Raw genomic sequence first — 15444 nt, forward strand, 5'->3', positions numbered from 1 at the left:
AGGCAACCGCTTCGGTCGAATTAGCTGCAACGGGCCCGCAATCCCTGCACGCCGCGGCCGTACGCGCGCCGTTCGGTCGACTCTGGCGACGTGGGACTCTAGCAATGAGTGCATAACGGTTCAACATCGATGCTCTACATGTATAAGTTCAATAGGATGTTATTTCGCCCTTTCGGTGGCCATGCGAGCGTCAGGCGTTCCAGCCGGTGAGATCGCTCCGGCGTGCTCCCAGCCACCGATGGCCGAGGTGCAACGCGGCGAGCATGGCCGCGCGGACGATGGCCGCGGGCCGGTACAGGTCCTTGTCGTGCCACAACGCGGGATCGTCCGGGTCGGCGGGGACCCGCATCAGGTGGTCGCAGCCGCGCTCGGCGGCCTTCAGGAGGCCGGGCTCCGGCCGGTTCGCCGGCCCTGTGTTCAAGATCACGTACGCTCCGCCGACCGGCGCGGCGCCGGGCCGGGTCAGCAGCAGGAGCTGTACGGCATAGGCGGTCTCCTCGGCCGTGCCGCCCCAGCGCCCCCACGACCCGTCGGCGCGCTGCGTGGCCAGCGTCCACCGCACGGCGCGCTCGACGGCCCCCGCCGACTCCGGCCCGCCGAACGCGTGCAGCGCCAGCGCCGCGCACGCGGTGGCGTAGTAGGGGGAGGCGTGCCACCGGTCGTGCCAGCTGCCGTCGGCCCGTTGCCGCTCACGCAGCCAGGCGGCCACCTTGGCGATGGTCGCGGCGCGGCGGGCGGTGTCGCCCTCCGGACGACGCTGGACCCGGGCGTACTGGCCGAACGCCTCCAGGACGTGGGCGTTCGTGGTGATCGAGTCGCCGTCCTCGCCGGGCCAGGTGCAGAAGTGCGTGTCCAGCTCGAACTCCCACAGCGAGTCCGGCGGCTGCGGTCGGCCGGTCAGCGCGAGCGCGTACAGAGCGCCGGCGGTCGTGTCGGCGTCCCTCGGCAGGCCGGCCGCGGCGGCCGTACCGGCCGGGCCGAGCGTGGCGACCAGGTCGTCCAGCAACTCCGGCGGCGGCGTGAGGTCGATGCCGGCGCGGACCAGCCAGCTCAGCACCCATCCGCGTTCGAACACGGTGACCGGAAGGCCGCACGGCACCGGACCGTCGTGCGGCCGCACGGCCTCCTCCAGGAACCGGCGCGCGGGGGAGCCCGGCGGGGCGGCCCCGGGATCGCCGAGCCAGGCGGCGGTGGCGGCGGGCGACGCGCCGACCGTGCCGGTCGTCTCCGGGCGGACCGTCCGGTGACCGCGGGCGGCGTCGGGGACGACCTCCAGGGCGTGCAGGAGCTTGCGCGGCAGGTCTCCGCCGGCGGCGAGCCGGGCGCTGATCATGTCGAGCGGTGCGCCGTCCACGCCCGCGGGGCAGAGGAGGCGCTCGCTCCCCGGCCACCAGCCCTCGCCGGGCGGTGTGTCGCCCATGGCGTCCAGCCGCCGGTTGATGGACCTCACGAGGGACGGGACGATCAGCTCGATGGCCGGCAGGTCCGGCAGGTCGGCTCTGGTCAGCGCGGCGGGTCCGCGCAGCCACCGGAACAGCACGCGCAGCCCGACCGTGGCGGCCACGTCCACGGGCCCGAGTGCGCCGGGTCGCAGGGTCGCCAGGAGCGCGTCGGTCGCGCTCAGCGTCGGCACGAGCGCGTAACCGGGCTCGGGCGAGCCCCACGCGCCGTCCGGCCGCTGGGCCCGCAGGAGATAGCCGATCCGCTGGTCGTGCCCGGTCAGCCCGGGGCTGAGCGCCACCAGGCGGCCCGTCTCGTACACCGAGGGCGACACCTGCCCCCACGGCTCGGTCAGGAGCCCGGCGACCAGCTCATGCGCCTCGGCCGTGACGTCCAGGACCGGGGCCGGTCCGGTCACCGCGCGCTCGCCGCTCACCGCGTCCCCCAGTAGTCCGTGACGCCGTAGAAGCCGGTGCTGAACCCCACCTGCCGGCGCAGGTGGTCCGCCGCCTCCGGGTGGTCGGTGGCCAGCGAGGCGGCGAGCAGCTCGAAGTCCTCGGTGAGCCCGGCGATCCGCTCGGTCACCGCGGCGCGGTCCACGCCGAGCATCAGGCCGTTCAGATCGCCCCACCGCTGGTCCCGTTCGTGACTGGCCAGGTCGTTGACCAGGCGCAGCACCCGCTGCGCGGCGTCACCGGCCTCGGTGAGCCGCCGGAGCTCGCCGGCCGTGCGCACCGTGCCGCGGTCCACCCAGTGCGTGACGTTGACGAAGGTGGCGCCGATGTTGTCGGCGTTGGCCAGGTACTCCTCGAACGAGGGCAGGGCCGCCCCGCCCGCGGCGCGCGTCTTCCAGTCCCACTCGCGAAGGTTGGCGGCCAGGTACCCGCCGAGCTCCTCGCGCCAGACCGGGGCCAGCTCCGCCCAGCCGTCGCGCGCGGCCAGCTCGTCGCGCAGCTGCGCCAGGACGACGAGCAGCGGGTCGTCGCCGGGCGGCGGCGCGCCGCCGGCCACGGCCTCGCATCCGTCGACGATCGCCTCGACCTGGCCTCGTTCCGTCGCGACGTGGTCGACGAGCCGGTCGAGCCCGAACGCCCACATGACCGTACGCGCGGTGGTCCGCAGCTCACCCGGCGCGACGCCCGGCGAGCCGAACGCCATGGCGAGCGCGATGCCGCCGAACACAGAGGGGCCGAAGGGGTCGGCCGGAAAGAGCGCGGGGTGCCGCGCCGACCATGTGCTCAGGTCGCCGAAGCAGGCCATCGCGAGCGCGCACACCCTTCCCCGCTCCGCCGCGACGTCCAGTACACCGTCCAGCTCGTCGCGCGGCGCGACGGAAAACGCCATCCCATCTTCTCCTGTGTGTGAGGACCGGTTACCGACAACCCCGTGACCGAACGCCCCCGCGCATGGCCGTCTCCCGCGTCGTACGCGGGTGCGGCCTCAGATGGCTCTCAACGAGATCTCGACGTCTGTACGGGGGCGCAGCGTGGCGCCGATCCGGGGTGTCTCGGGGACCTGGCCGGACAGGACCGGCCGGAACCGGCTCAGGAGACCGGCGATGATGAGTTCCGCCTCCAGGTTGAAGATGTGCATGCCGATGCACTGGTGCGGGCCCCCGCCGAAGGGAAAGTAGGAGTAGCGATGCCGCCGGGACTCCCCGGCGACGCGGCCGACGGTGAAGCGCTCCGGGTCGAACTCCAGCGGACGCGGCCAGAACGCCTCCAGCCGGTGGGTGAGGAACGGGCTGATCAGCAGCGTGTCGCCGGCCTTGACCCGGACCCCGTCGAACTCGGCCGGCGCCACGGCACGGCGCGGGAACAGCCAGCCGACCGGGTACAGCCGGAGCAGCTCCTGCACGACCTGCTTGGTGTAGGTGAGGTCGGGCAGATGCTGCGGGCCGACGTGGTCGCGGCCGACGACGCGGTCGACCTCCTCGTACAGGCGCCGGGCCACCTCCGGGTGGGCGTCGAGCAGCGGCCACAGCCAGGTGAGCGCGCCGACGGTGGTCTCGGTCGCGGTGGCGAACATGGCGACGAGGTTGTCGCGCACCCACCGGTCGGTGACCTCTTCGCCCTCGGCGGTACGGGCCTCGCACAGGGCGGAGAAGAAGTCGGTGCCGTCGTCGGGGTTCCGGCGGTAGTTCTCGATCACCGAGAACAGCACGCTGTCCATCTCCTGGACGCCCTTCTTGAAGGCGCGGTCCCCCGGAACCGGCATCGACTCGGGCAGGAACGGCAGCAGGAACCGGAACGCGATCGCCGTCGCGATGTTCTCGAAGGCCGGCAGGAGCCGCTCGTTGTCGGCGCCGGAGATCTTGTCGCCGAAGAAGACCTTCAGCACGGCCGTGTTGACGATGGTGCCGATCTCGGCTCTGGCGTCGATCGGCCGTCCCGTCCCGGCGGTACGGGCGAGGTCCTCGATCGACTGGTCGATGGAGGCGGCGATCCGGTCGGCGACGGCGTTCAGGTGCCGATGAGTCAGCACCGGTTGCAGGCTGCGGCGGCTGAGCTCCCAGTCGGGCCCCTCGCCCAGGATGCTGTCGCCGAACAGGCGGTGCAGGGGCCGCCAGAAGGTCCCCTCGCGGAGGAAGTTGTCCGCGTCGTCGCGCAGGATGTGCTGGACGTGGTCGGGGTGGCTCGCCACATGGGCGCGGAAGACCCCGAAGTCGACGCGCACGAGGTCGCCGCCGGCCAGCCGGCCGATCTGTTCGATCTCACCGATCGGGTCTTTCAGTAGCCGGGGGAGGCTGCGATAGAGCCGGAAGGTTCTGGCGTTGCGCGGCAGGCGTGTTTCAACGACAGCAGACACTACTGACGTCCCCCACTCCAGATCGGCGACGGACATGCCGGCACCCGCAGCGTCGGGCCGAAACGCCGATTGCGGGAAATCGACGCGGCGATGGCGGCGCTGAGGTGCGGCGACGACTCGCGGACGACGGCTACGGACGGTGGGCACAATGTCTACAAACTGTGCTTATTGCGCAGTATTGCACGACGGATCGGCTTCGGCGAGAGCTGAAGTAGTGGAATATTTCACCTTTCTATGCCTTCCGCACGTGACCGAAACGAGTGGTTCTGACAGTCAGTCGGATCCAATCGTTGCGGTTTCGGGTGGACGGAATTGCAGGTCAGGTGCCCCGAGCGCGGCCCGCTCCCCGCGTGTGGCGGGTCTGGGCCGTCCCGGGCCTGACGCCCCGCAGCCCTCCGGGTCGGGATCGCCGTCGCCGGTACCGACAAGTTCAGAGTGCTTGACAAGAAAGTTTGTCGGTGCGACGCTTCTCGCATGTTCGAAGTCGCAGTGATCGAGGACCCGGCCGCGGCCGAGGTCTCGCTCGACCCCATCCGGGCCCGGCTGCTGGCCGAGCTGGCCGAGCCCGCGTCCGCGACGATGCTGGCCGCCAGGGTCGGCCTGCCACGGCAGAAGGTGAACTACCACCTCAAGGCGCTCGAACGGCATGGGCTGGTCGAGCTGGTCGAAGAGCGTCGTAAGGGCAACGTCAACGAGCGGCTGATGCGGGCGACCGCCACGTCGTACGTCATCTCGCCGGCCGCGCTCGGCGCCGTGCAGCCCGACCCGGCGCGCTCGCCCGACCAGCTCTCCGCGCGCTGGCTGCTCGCCGTCGCCGCCCGTCTCGTACGCGACGTCGGCGAGCTGATCACCGGCGCGGCCAGGGCGCGCAGGCGCGTCGCGACGTTCGCGATCGACGGCGAGGTCAGGTTCGCCTCGGCGGCCGACCGGTCCGCCTTCGCCGAGGAGCTGGCGGGGGCCGTGGCCGCCCTGGTCTCCAAGTACCACGACGCGACGGCCGAGGGCGGGCGTGAGCACCGCGTGGTCGTCGCCGTGCACCCGAGCATCCGCCCCCGCGACGGCGAGGCCGCCGCCCCGGCGCCTCCGGCCCCCTCAGGAGAAGCGGGCTGACGCGACCGTCGGCCCCCGTAACGGCACAGAGAAAGAGACGACGATGACGCACGAGTTCGAAGTACGCAAAGAGATCGCGCTGGACGCCGGCCCCGAGGAGGTCTGGGACGCCATCGCGACCGGCCCCGGCATCGACTCCTGGTACATGGGCCGCAACGAGCTGGAGCCCCGCGTGGGCGGCAGGGGCGGCCTGACGCTCGGCGGTCACACCGAGGAGTCCACGGTGACCGCCTGGGAGCCGGGGGAGCGGCTGGCGTACCGCACGCCGGAGAACCCCGACGGCACCTTCATGGCCTTCGAGTACCTCATCGAGGGCCGCGACGGGGGCGGCGCGGTGCTGCGGCTGGTGCACAGCGGCTTCCTCGGCGACGACTGGGAGACCGAGTACGAGGCGATGAAGACCGGCTGGGACATGTACCTCGCCAAGCTGGCGGAGTACCTCACCTACTTCCGCGGCCGCGTGGCCACGCCCGTCTTCGCGGCGCGTCCGCAGGGCCCGGAGCCGGAGCGCCTCTGGGCGGTCCTGACGAAGGAGCTGGGCCTGACCGGCGAGGTCGCGGAGGGCGACCGGGCGTCGCTGACCGTCGAGGGCCTCCCGGCGATCGACGGCGTGATCGACTACGCGGGCCTGCCCCACTTCCTCGGCATCCGCACCGACGACGCGATGTACCGCTTCATCCACTCCGGCGCCGACCGCGGCAACGTCGTCGTCCTCGGCCATCACCTGTTCACCGACGCGGTCGGGCAGAAGGAGGCCGAGAGCGCCTGGCAGACCTGGCTCGACGGCCTGAGCTTCGCCTGAGAGCGCGCCGGACCCTGCCCCGCCGCATGCGGCGGGGCAGGGGTTTCCGAGCCCGCCCGGATCCCCGGCGGTCGATCGAACTCACGCGCGGGACGGCCTCCCGGCGCACGTCGGCGACCCCGCGGAGGCGGGCCCGGACCGGACCCGCGCGGGCCGGATCATCCGCCACGCTGTGCTAGCCTTTTAACGCGTTCTCGGGACGTAGCGCAGCTTGGTAGCGCATTTGACTGGGGGTCAAAGGGTCGTGGGTTCGAATCCCGCCGTCCCGACCGAGATCAACACCCACTTGCGATCTTCGCAAGTGGGTGTTGCGTGTCTAACTGAGTGACTAGCTCTACCACGGATCCCCCGCGTGACGAGGTTGACATGGCAACGGGCAACACGAGTAACCCTGCCGGGCGGTTGCACACCCTGCTGACAGGGTTGCGAGAGCAGCCGGCCAAGGAGTCGGTCCGGAGCGGATGGTCTCAGGTACTCGGACTCCCGCCGAAGATCAAGCTAGCCGAGTTCACTCGAAGTATGGCCATGGTTCTGGCGCTCCCGGCGGAGATCCAAGACGGGATCTTGGTACTTGATGACGTAAATCACGAGTTGCTGCTTCGGCACATGGATGAGATCACAAAAGCGGTCGCAAGTTCCGTTTCGAGGATGCACGTTCCTCTGGAAAATGTTCTAAAGCTCTACGGTGACACCGCTTTGCTGTCACTTGAAATGTGCAGCGACGTCTTGGGGCGAAAGGTTGTCGAGCCGCAGGTTTCTGGGGAAGATCTGGAAGCTATCGCTCGATGCATCAATGAAGCAGTAGCGGAAGTGCAAAATGCAGAAATTGATGGTGAGCTAAAAACATTCCTGCTATCGCACTTGCTTGCGATGCTGCAAGCGGTAGGCGAAGTACGGATCCGCGGTGCGGTCGCGCTTAGGGAGGAGCTGGACAGGATTACTGGGTCGTTCGGTCGACGCCGTGACTTGTTCGGCCGATTGACGAAAAACGAGCCAACATGGAGCGTATTCGCATCCGTATTGAGCATCGTCGCGTCAGCGGTCCAGGTAACTGCTCTTATGCTTCCTCCGGCGCCCGAGGCCAGTGCGCCACACCAGAACACTCACACCGGCACGCGCATCATCACCGGCCGAATCATTGAGCCGCCAGAGGTTATCCAAACCGTGCAGTGATTTCGGCATGCGCTGAACGGTGTCCGTCGCGCTCGGGCACGTGGTAGTTGGTCGCTGAGTCCCTAATTTCCTGGCTAACGCACGAGAGGGCGTCCACGTAGACGCCCTCTGTGCGTGTCGTTACCTGGGTGGCTCGTCGGGCGAGGGCTCGTCTGGAGCGGCCTGGTCCTTGAAAATGAGGTCCATGGCGCCGGCACCCTCGATCAGGACCGGCCGGATCTGCTTCCGGTAGACCGTCTCGGTCGTGCTCGTGCCTGAGTGGCCGACCAGACGGGCGATGTCCTCGAGCGGAACGCCGTTGTCCGACAGCAGCGAGACGAAGCTGTGCCGCATCTCCCGGGGCGTCCAGTCCTCGGGGGCGAGGCCGGCCGCCCTGATCACCTTCCGGAAGTCCCGGCGTACGTTGTGGGCGTCCAGTTCCGTGCCCCGTCGCGTGGCGAAGACGAGGCCGGTCTCCTGCCAGTCGTCGCCGGCGGCCTTCCGCTCCATGTCCTGCCGGGCGCGGTGCTGGCGCAACGTGTCGACGCAGCGGCGGGGTAGTGCGAGCGTACGCCGCGACTTCTTCGTCTTGGTGTCACCGCCAGCCCGTACGGAGTGCCAGACCATGATGGAAGGCGGCACCGCCGGGACGCCGTCAGCTGCGGGCTTCCCCTCCAGATCGACGTGATCCCATGTGAGCGCCCGCAACTCCTCCGTTCGCGCGCCGATCAGGAGTGAAAGCGTGACGTACGCTCCGATACGGAATTTCGGGGCAGCGCGAAGAACGGCTTCGGCCTGCTCGAAGGTGAGCGACTTCGAAGGGCGCCCTTTTCTGCCCTGCGGGATCTCGCACAAGATGACGACATTGCGGTTCACTTTGTCCCGCGCTTGGGCGAACTTCACGGTCCTATTGAGGATGGAGTGCAGGAGGCGCAGCGTACGGGTGCTGAGAATCTCGGACTTGCGCTCCAACCAGGTATCGACGTCGTCGGCGTCGAGCTTGGGCAGCTTGCGTTTGCCGAGGTCCGGAATGATGTGCTTCTCGGCCAGGGATCGGTAGTTCGTGACGGTCTCGTCGTCTCGGCCTCTCAGGCCGTACCTGAGCCAGGCGTCGACGGCGTCCTTCACGGTGTAGCCGCTCGGCTCGATGGGCAGGCCGTCGTCGAGCTTTCGCAGCACCTCCTTGAGTTTCTTCTTGGCATCCGTCTTGGACTTGCCGCTTCCCCGCTTGACGATCCTCTTTCCATCCGGGGTGTATCCGATGGTCACGGATGCGATCCAGCGCTCACGATGCTTGTCCCAGTGCAGGCCGCCGTCGCCCCGGCTCCGTCGTTTGGTCATCGCACGCCCGCCGTTGCTTCGCTCTCCAGAAGTGCCACGTAGTCGGCGATGGCCCCTGCGGGGACGAGTCGGGTTCCGCCTTCCTTCACGGTGCGGAGCCGTCCGGAGCGGATCAGTTCATAGACGGTGCTTCGGCTGAGGGAGAGGATTTCGATCACCTCGTTGACGCGGTACAGGGCCTTTCTTTCGATCGGCTGAGCGGCGACAGGATCAGCGGTCATGGTGGGCGTGCTCCTTTGGTTGGGGCAGCGGCCCCGGCGGACGTGCTTGGCGGTGTGGCCGCCGGGGCCGTGCGATCGGTGTTCAGCGGCGAAGGCCGCTCGGTTCGGGCAGTGGTTCGTCGAGTCCGCGGGCGAGTGAGCGGCGGACGATTCGCGCAGCGGTGGTGTGGGTCAGGCCGGCGGTGGTGCCGGCGGTGGTGAGTTGTTCGGTGACCTGGTCGTGGGGAAGGCCGGACCAATCGAGCAGGCCGCCTGCTTGGTAGGCCAGGGCGGCGAGTGCGCGTTTGCGGCCGTCGGTGAGGCCGACGAGTCGGGCGGTTCCGCGGTTGATGACGGTGGTGAGGTAAGCGGCCGGGCCTAGGTCGGTCTCGCGGTGGGGGCGGGGCCGTGGTTGAGCTGGCGGCCGGGGCCGGTGAGCATGGCCGGCGACGCGGATTACCTCGCGGGCGAGCCAGTCGGGCATCCGTCCGGGAGCGTCGAGGTGGCCGCTGGTGGTGCGGTAGGTGCCTTTGCTGGTGGTGGCGCCGGGGGCGATGCCGTAGGACCAGCCGGCTTTGATGTCGACCTGCCAGGCGATTCCGTGGGGGGCGAGCGCCTGGCGGAGGTCGGCGGCCGGGGCTTGGTACCACAGGTGTCGGCCGCCGGAAGGGGTGTTGACCGTGACGGGCTGATAGGCCGAGCCGGTCGGCCACGGGTGTTCTCCGCCCCGTAGACGGGTCAGCAGCCGCAGACTGTCCCGCCCGTCACGGAAGGCGCTCTGATCGCGCCATAGGGCTTCGGGCAGGTTCTCGGCGGTCAGGTCGATGCCGGGTAGCAGCGCGGTGGCGGGCTCGGCGGGGAAGGGGGCGTTGTGGTTGTCGATGTCGATCAGGCACAGGCGCGAGGGGCCGGTGGCGATGCCGGGGATGGCATCGGGTTGGTTCTGCCACCAGTTGGTGATCGTCGCGGGGGCGGTGGTAGCGCCTCGGACGCCGTGGCACCAGGCGCCGGCGGGGATGCAGGGGCAGTCCTCGATGCGGTGTGGAGGTTTGCCGTTGTCGTAGTCGCGGCAGGCCGGGCAGTTACCGAGAGGGCGTTTGCTGTCGGGAGAGAGCGGCAGGACGTGCCAGCCGCGGGCGGCGTGCGCGAGCGCGAGCTGAAGAGTGCGGCGGTGGTGCTCGCCGTCGGGTGGAATCCATCCCTTGGGGGCGGGTGAGCACAGCGGGTGTTCGCGTTGGCCGGGGTAGACGGGGCTGAGGGGGGTGTGGCATCGGCGGCAGGTGGTCAACGTCCGGCTCATGGCTGGGTCACCTCCATGAGGATTGGCAGGCCGGGTGGGCCTGGCTGAAGTTGTTGGGTGGTTGGCCGCCGGTGAGCGGCCCGAGCGTCCGGGGAGCGGGGGATGTCTCCTGAGGCCAGGCCGTGTGGTGGTGCTCCGACGCGCGAGCATCAGCGCCGTACGGCGACGGGTAGGGAGGCATCCCCCGTGCGCCCGCGTTTTGGCGGTATGGTCACGCGGCGTGGCGGTGGCGGGGTGGCGACGCGAAAAACCGGCTCTGTATTCGCTCCGGTCTCGTAACCTCGCCCGCAGCATGCCCCGTTAGGGGGTTGTGCTGCGGTGATGGGAAATCGCCAGGGGTTACGAGCGGTCTCGTAACCCCTGGCGTTGGGGGTTACGAGGCTCGGGTTGTCGTAACCGCCTCGTAACCCCCGCCTCGTAACCCCCGCCCAAGCGCTCTGAAGTGGAGGTATGTGTTCTTTTAAGAGAGAGGGTTACAAGGGTTACGAGGAAAACAGAGAGGGTCGTGAACGGAAGAGCGGTGCGCTCACTCTTCGTCGTCGGTGGTCGGGCCGGTGAGGGCGTCGGGGGTGAGGATGTACATGCGGACGCCGCGTCCGGCGAGTTTCTTGATCGGCTGGTAGGGCGGGTTGTGGGACGGAATCTCGACCAGGGCGCCGATCTCGCGCCAGCCGGGGACGACGGCGGCCAGCTCGTACCCGGCTCGGTGGAGTGCTTCCTTGAGGCGTTCGGGTAGCAGGCCGACGGTGGTGCGTCCGTCGATGGTGAGTTCCCGGCCGATCCAGCCGCCGTGGGGCTGGTCGTCGATGCTGTGAGGTCGCCACAGGTCCTGGCTGCGGGCGGCGATGTATTCGCGGACGACGTCGAGGGCCATCTCGGGGCGGTTGTCGGTGGGGTCGGCCGCGATGAACAGGCTCATCCACACCTCGATCTCTGGTGGCGGGAACGGCACGATGCCCCAGTGGTGGGCAAGGTCGGCGGCCAGGGCCAAGGCGGCGACCATCGGGGCGCGGCGGCCGGTCATGTCGGTCGAACCGCGGAAGGTCTCCGTCAGGGTCTTGTGCCGAGCGATCAGCCGTTCCCGCCCGTCCGGCTTGCCCAACCCGTCGAGGAGACGGGCGACGAAGGCGGGGCCGGCGGTCCCGTAGTTGTCGGCCAGGCCGTCGCGGACGGCGATAGCGGCGTCGGCCGAGTCGTGCCCGCCGTTGCCGAACGGCGGGGACTGGACCGCCAGGACGCGGGCGGCGGCTCCTTGGTGGGTGGTGAACGACAACGCGGACTGCTCACCGGTGGAGATGAGGATGGTTCGCCACGGCAGGCCGGAGGGCCAGCCACCGCCACGCGGGGTCCCGTGGTTTTTCGGCACCTGGTACAGGACCTGGTCGACGAGTTCGGGGAACTTCACCACCCGGGTCTCATCCAGCACCACCGGCAGGCCCTGGACCAGGTTCAGCCGCTTCTCGATCGCGAGCATCGTGGTCCGCCACGAGGAGATCGCATCACCCTTCTCGGTCGGGTCGGCCCAGCACGACAGGCCGACCATCGCGCCGGTGGTCTTGCCGCGGGTGGAGCGGCCGGAAAAGTCGATCGTGAACGAGTCCAGGCCGAGTGGGTGCAGGAGCGGGGCGGCCAGGCCCGCATAGAGGGCCATCTGCGCGACGGGGTAGCACTCGATGTGCTTGATCACGGCTTGCCAGTCCGCCAACGTTCCGCCGGAGTGGTGGGCGGCCAGGGCGGGGGCTTGTTCGTCGTAGCGGACTTCGACCCGGCGGGGAGTGTCTTGGCCGGTCACGAAAGTGCCATCGGGCTGCCAGCCGAGCCAGCGGGCGAGCTGCACGCGTTCGATGCGGTCGCGGTTGGCGGCCTCGAGTGCGGCGAGCCAGCGTTCCGCGCCTCGGGCATCAGCTTCGATCACGGGCAGGCCGGCGTCCCCGAGTGCGCCGACGAGGCGTTTGCCGGACTTGGCGATCGATCGCGGCACGATCCGGGTGATGGTGCGGCCCCGGTCGGTCCAGGCGAGTTCGACGAGTTGGTCCCCGGCCGGGTCGATGAAGACCCGCACCAGCACGAGCGGCGCCCACGCGATCCGGATCCGGATCTCTTCCTCTTCTTTGGTCTTTTTGTTCGTGACGATCTTCAGCGCCCATACCCCGCCGTGGTCGGCGTGGTAGCCCTCGGGTGTGGTGAACCCGACCGGCAGGCCACCGGGACCGAACACCACCTTCCCCGCCTCCGCTCCGGGGGTGGGGCCGGCGTCGACGGGGCGGGTGGCCGCAGCGGTGCTGGTGGTTGCGGGACCCGGCACGGGAGCGGTGCCGGTGGTGGCGACGGGTTGAAGGTGCCGGGTGGTGATGGCCGTCATGGCAGGGTCACCGTTCCTTTCTCGGTCACCGCACGAGGGCGGCCTTGGACATGGGAAGAGGCAGGTGCGGAGCGCCGGATGGGCGCGTCAGCGTCTAGTCGGGTTCTTTGGCGAAGGCGCGGAGCTGGCGGCCGTTGCCGCCGCAGGCATCACACGGCCGGAACGCGCTCTTGAACACCGCGCCGCGATGCTTGCCGGACCCGTGGCAGGTTCGGCAGTTGCGGTAGGGGTGGCGGGCGATCGACGCCCGGTAGGCGAAGGCGAACACCAGCCCGGCGGCGAACAGGAAGAACCAGACCCGCCACCCGGTCCCGGGATCGGCGTGGGCTGCTGGGTGAGTGTGGGTGACGGTGCGGGCGGCGTGGTGGACGGTGAAGACGATCACGGGAACAGGTGAGGACAAGACAGCGGCCTCCACAGGGCAGGAGGGCACGCGTGAGCCCCGGCCGGGGGTGGCCGGTGGCCCGCGTGCCCGCGGCGGGAAGGGTTACTGATCGTGATTACGGATTTGGCTCACTTGGACTTGGCTCATTCGGCTCATTGAGGCCTCTCTAGGAGGCGGTGATCCAAGTCGATGAGCCAAGTCCGTGAGCCAAATCGACGCCCACGACGGTTACTCTTCGTGGTCGTCGGGGGTGGTGTCCTCCGCGTGCTCGGGCAGGAGGTACCGGGCCGATCGGGTGCTTCCCTGCACGACGATCAAGCGGTGGTCGCGCATGATCCGCAGCCAGCGTTTGACGCTGCTTTCGGGCTTGCCGAGCGCGGTCACCAGCTCGTCACGGCGGGCGCCGTTGCTGCCGCGCTCGGCCAGCAGGTGGAGGATCGGGCCGGAGACGTCTTCGGGGACGGGGATGTTCCGGTTCGTCTCGGGGGTGTTGTGTTCGGCGTTGTCGATCATCTTCTTGGTCTTCAGCAGGTCGGCCAGGGAGGTGGGCTTTTCGGGCGGGGTGGGCATGTCGGCGAGATGGGCCTCGACCTCGGCGACCAGGTCACGGGACAGGCGGGTGATGGCGTCGTGGTCTTCGGGGTCGACCCCGAACGCCGGACCGCCACCACGCCCGCCGTGCCCGCTGGTGGGGCCGGCGGGCCGGTCGACAAGGTCAGTAGCAGTGTGACCACCGGCCGGGCCGGTCTGGCCGCCGCCTTGGCTGCGGGTGATGGTGGCGGTGGCGTGCCGCTCGGCGTAGCCGGGCAGCTTGGCGGCGATGTGCGGTTCGATGGTCGCGGCCGGGGTGCGCTGCGCGGCCAGGGCCTGAACCTTGGGGACGTCGGACATGTCCCGGACGCGTCCGGCGCGCCAGTTGTTCTCCGCGTCGACGACCAGGGCGACGCCGCGTACGCCGCGCCCGTAGGTGGCCATGTTCGGCATGGACTCGGCTTCCCAGTCGGGGATGACGTTGCTCATCTCGGTGGCGCGCTTGACGCGCAGCACGATCCGGGTGTCGGCGTTGGCGTGGGATTCCTTGTTCCCGGTGTGCTGCACGACGCCGCGCTGGCCGGCGGTGGCGACGACGACACCGGCGGAGCGGCCGCGCTGGAGGATCTCATCGACCAGCGGCTTGGCCTTGTGCGCAATCGGTGAGTTCGTCCCCAGCAGGGTGTTCATCTCATCGACGATCACCAAAATGATCGGCGCGTCCGGGCGCGGGACGTGGTTGCCGATGTGGGTCCGGGACCGTTCCTTGATGACAGTGACGGCCCACTGAAGGATGACCAGCGCCCGGTCGTACTCATCCATCCCCGCGGCCGCGTCCAACGCGGGGCCGACCATGCCGGGCAGGTGCCCCTTGCCCAGCTCGATCACCCACGGGAGCACGTCGTTGCGGTCGCTGGCCTGTTCGATCAGGTTGCAGTACAGGACGGTCTTGCCGCTGCCGGTGGGGGCGACCATGAGGATGTGGTGGCCACCGGCGTCGTCGTAGACCACCACCTCCAGGTCGTGACCGGTTTCGGGGTCGGTGCCGATCACGAACGGGCCGTCCATGATCGACCGGCGCCGCGTCACCGCTGGCACCTGCCCGGTCAGTGCGGGGTGAGTGACCTTCTCGGCCCACGGGTCGACCAGCTGCACGACGATGTAGATGACCCCGGCATGCCGGGCGTCGTCTTGGATGCGGACCTGGTCGGCGCCGATGCCGATCTGCATCGCGAGGCGTTCACGTAGGTCGCCGGTCTTGAGCTGGCGGGCGGTCTTGCCGGTGCCCCGGATGTCGACCTTGAACCGCTGCCCCAGCCGGGTGTCTTCGGCGTGGACCAGGCGGCTGCCTTCCATCCCGGCTGCGGTGGCCAGGGTGTCCCACTTGACCTGTTCGGTCTTCCACGCCCGGCGTTGCTTCAGCACATCGGACCAGGTGTAACCGGACCAGGTACCGACCGCGGCGACGGTGTAGGCGACCAGGGTGGGGACGTTGAACACCCCCGTATGGGCGGCGGTGGCGATCCAGGCCGGGACCCCGGCCGCCGTCGCCGCGATCGTCGCCGAGTACTTGCGGGAGCCGTGGGCCTTGTAGGTGCCGACCCAGGCGGCCACAGCCGCGGGCGGGGCCAGACCGGCGATCCACATCGCGTCCGGGCCGGTCGCGAACCGGTGCGCGACCTCACCCAGCGGGTACAGCACAGTGAGGCCGTTGGCCAGGCCACGGGTGTCAGGGGATCGCCACACCCACCGGCCATAGGCCCGTACGGCCCTGCCGATCGTCTGAGCGGCCGTCGTGGTGTTCTTACTCGACTTGTAGGCGGGAATCTTCGAGCGGGTGCCTTGTCGCTTCATCACGGCAAACCTCCAGCGGGCAAGGGGAAAGCCCCGGGGACACCGGCGCTGGTGTCCCCGGGGCTTCACGGTTCGTACGGGTTGGTGGTGGGGTTAGGCGGCGTCGCAGAACGTCAGTGAGGCGATGTAGCCGGTAACGGCCATCGCTCTGGTGTCCGT

12 protein-coding genes and 1 tRNA gene are annotated in these 15444 nt (G+C 69.5%); 4 read left to right on the forward strand and 9 right to left on the reverse strand.

Annotation, left to right across the window (positions count from 1 at the left end):
- Nucleotides 1-190 precede the first annotated feature (190 nt).
- The 3 genes from OG417_RS21215 to OG417_RS21225 form a co-directional block, all read right to left on the reverse strand.
- Complete coding sequence (locus tag OG417_RS21215) at nt 191-1876, reverse strand: prenyltransferase/squalene oxidase repeat-containing protein (protein WP_329258686.1); 1686 nt, start codon at nt 1874-1876, stop codon at nt 191-193.
- Nucleotides 1873-2784: a terpene synthase family protein gene (locus OG417_RS21220; protein WP_329258690.1), complete on the reverse strand. Its 912-nt coding sequence runs from the start codon at nt 2782-2784 to the stop codon at nt 1873-1875. Before OG417_RS21220 ends, OG417_RS21215 begins: the two co-directional genes overlap by 4 nt.
- A gap of 96 nt (nt 2785-2880) precedes the next feature.
- Nucleotides 2881-4248 carry a cytochrome P450 gene (locus OG417_RS21225; RefSeq protein WP_329258694.1) on the reverse strand — a complete coding sequence of 456 codons (1368 nt, stop codon included), beginning with the start codon at nt 4246-4248 and terminating at the stop codon, nt 2881-2883.
- Nucleotides 4249-4722: 474 nt separating this feature from the next.
- Between OG417_RS21225 and OG417_RS21230 the strand changes: the two genes are divergently transcribed.
- From OG417_RS21230 to OG417_RS21245, 4 genes are all read left to right on the forward strand, one after another.
- Nucleotides 4723-5358 (forward strand): ArsR/SmtB family transcription factor, encoded by a 636-nt coding sequence (locus OG417_RS21230; RefSeq protein WP_329258696.1) that lies wholly within the window; start codon nt 4723-4725, stop codon nt 5356-5358.
- Between the two features lie 43 nt (nt 5359-5401).
- Nucleotides 5402-6160: an SRPBCC family protein gene (locus OG417_RS21235; protein WP_329258698.1), complete on the forward strand. Its 759-nt coding sequence runs from the start codon at nt 5402-5404 to the stop codon at nt 6158-6160.
- Nucleotides 6161-6355: 195 nt separating this feature from the next.
- Nucleotides 6356-6429, forward strand: a tRNA-Pro gene (locus OG417_RS21240).
- Between the two features lie 250 nt (nt 6430-6679).
- Nucleotides 6680-7333 (forward strand): hypothetical protein, encoded by a 654-nt coding sequence (locus OG417_RS21245; RefSeq protein ID WP_329258700.1) that lies wholly within the window; start codon nt 6680-6682, stop codon nt 7331-7333.
- Between the two features lie 120 nt (nt 7334-7453).
- Here the strand turns inward: OG417_RS21245 and OG417_RS21250 are convergent, their stop codons facing one another.
- From OG417_RS21250 to OG417_RS21275, 6 genes are all read right to left on the reverse strand, one after another.
- Nucleotides 7454-8653: a tyrosine-type recombinase/integrase gene (locus OG417_RS21250; protein ID WP_329258703.1), complete on the reverse strand. Its 1200-nt coding sequence runs from the start codon at nt 8651-8653 to the stop codon at nt 7454-7456.
- On the reverse strand, nt 8650-8874 hold the full coding sequence (locus OG417_RS21255) for a helix-turn-helix domain-containing protein (RefSeq protein WP_329258706.1): 225 nt from the start codon (nt 8872-8874) through the stop codon (nt 8650-8652). Before OG417_RS21255 ends, OG417_RS21250 begins: the two co-directional genes overlap by 4 nt.
- Before the next feature lie 82 nt (nt 8875-8956).
- Nucleotides 8957-10153 (reverse strand): bifunctional DNA primase/polymerase, encoded by a 1197-nt coding sequence (locus OG417_RS21260; protein WP_329258709.1) that lies wholly within the window; start codon nt 10151-10153, stop codon nt 8957-8959.
- A 526-nt stretch (nt 10154-10679) separates the two neighbouring features.
- Complete coding sequence (locus OG417_RS21265; RefSeq protein WP_329258711.1) at nt 10680-12515, reverse strand: DUF927 domain-containing protein; 1836 nt, start codon at nt 12513-12515, stop codon at nt 10680-10682.
- Between the two features lie 94 nt (nt 12516-12609).
- Entirely contained in the window at nt 12610-12900 is a 291-nt protein-coding gene (locus OG417_RS21270; RefSeq protein ID WP_329258714.1) for a hypothetical protein, read from the reverse strand.
- A 228-nt stretch (nt 12901-13128) separates the two neighbouring features.
- Nucleotides 13129-15285: a type IV secretory system conjugative DNA transfer family protein gene (locus OG417_RS21275; protein ID WP_329258717.1), complete on the reverse strand. Its 2157-nt coding sequence runs from the start codon at nt 15283-15285 to the stop codon at nt 13129-13131.
- Nucleotides 15286-15444: the final 159 nt, after the last annotated feature.

Source organism: Actinoallomurus sp. NBC_01490 (assembly GCF_036227085.1).
Classification (GTDB): Bacteria; Actinomycetota; Actinomycetes; order Streptosporangiales; family Streptosporangiaceae; genus Actinoallomurus; species Actinoallomurus oryzae.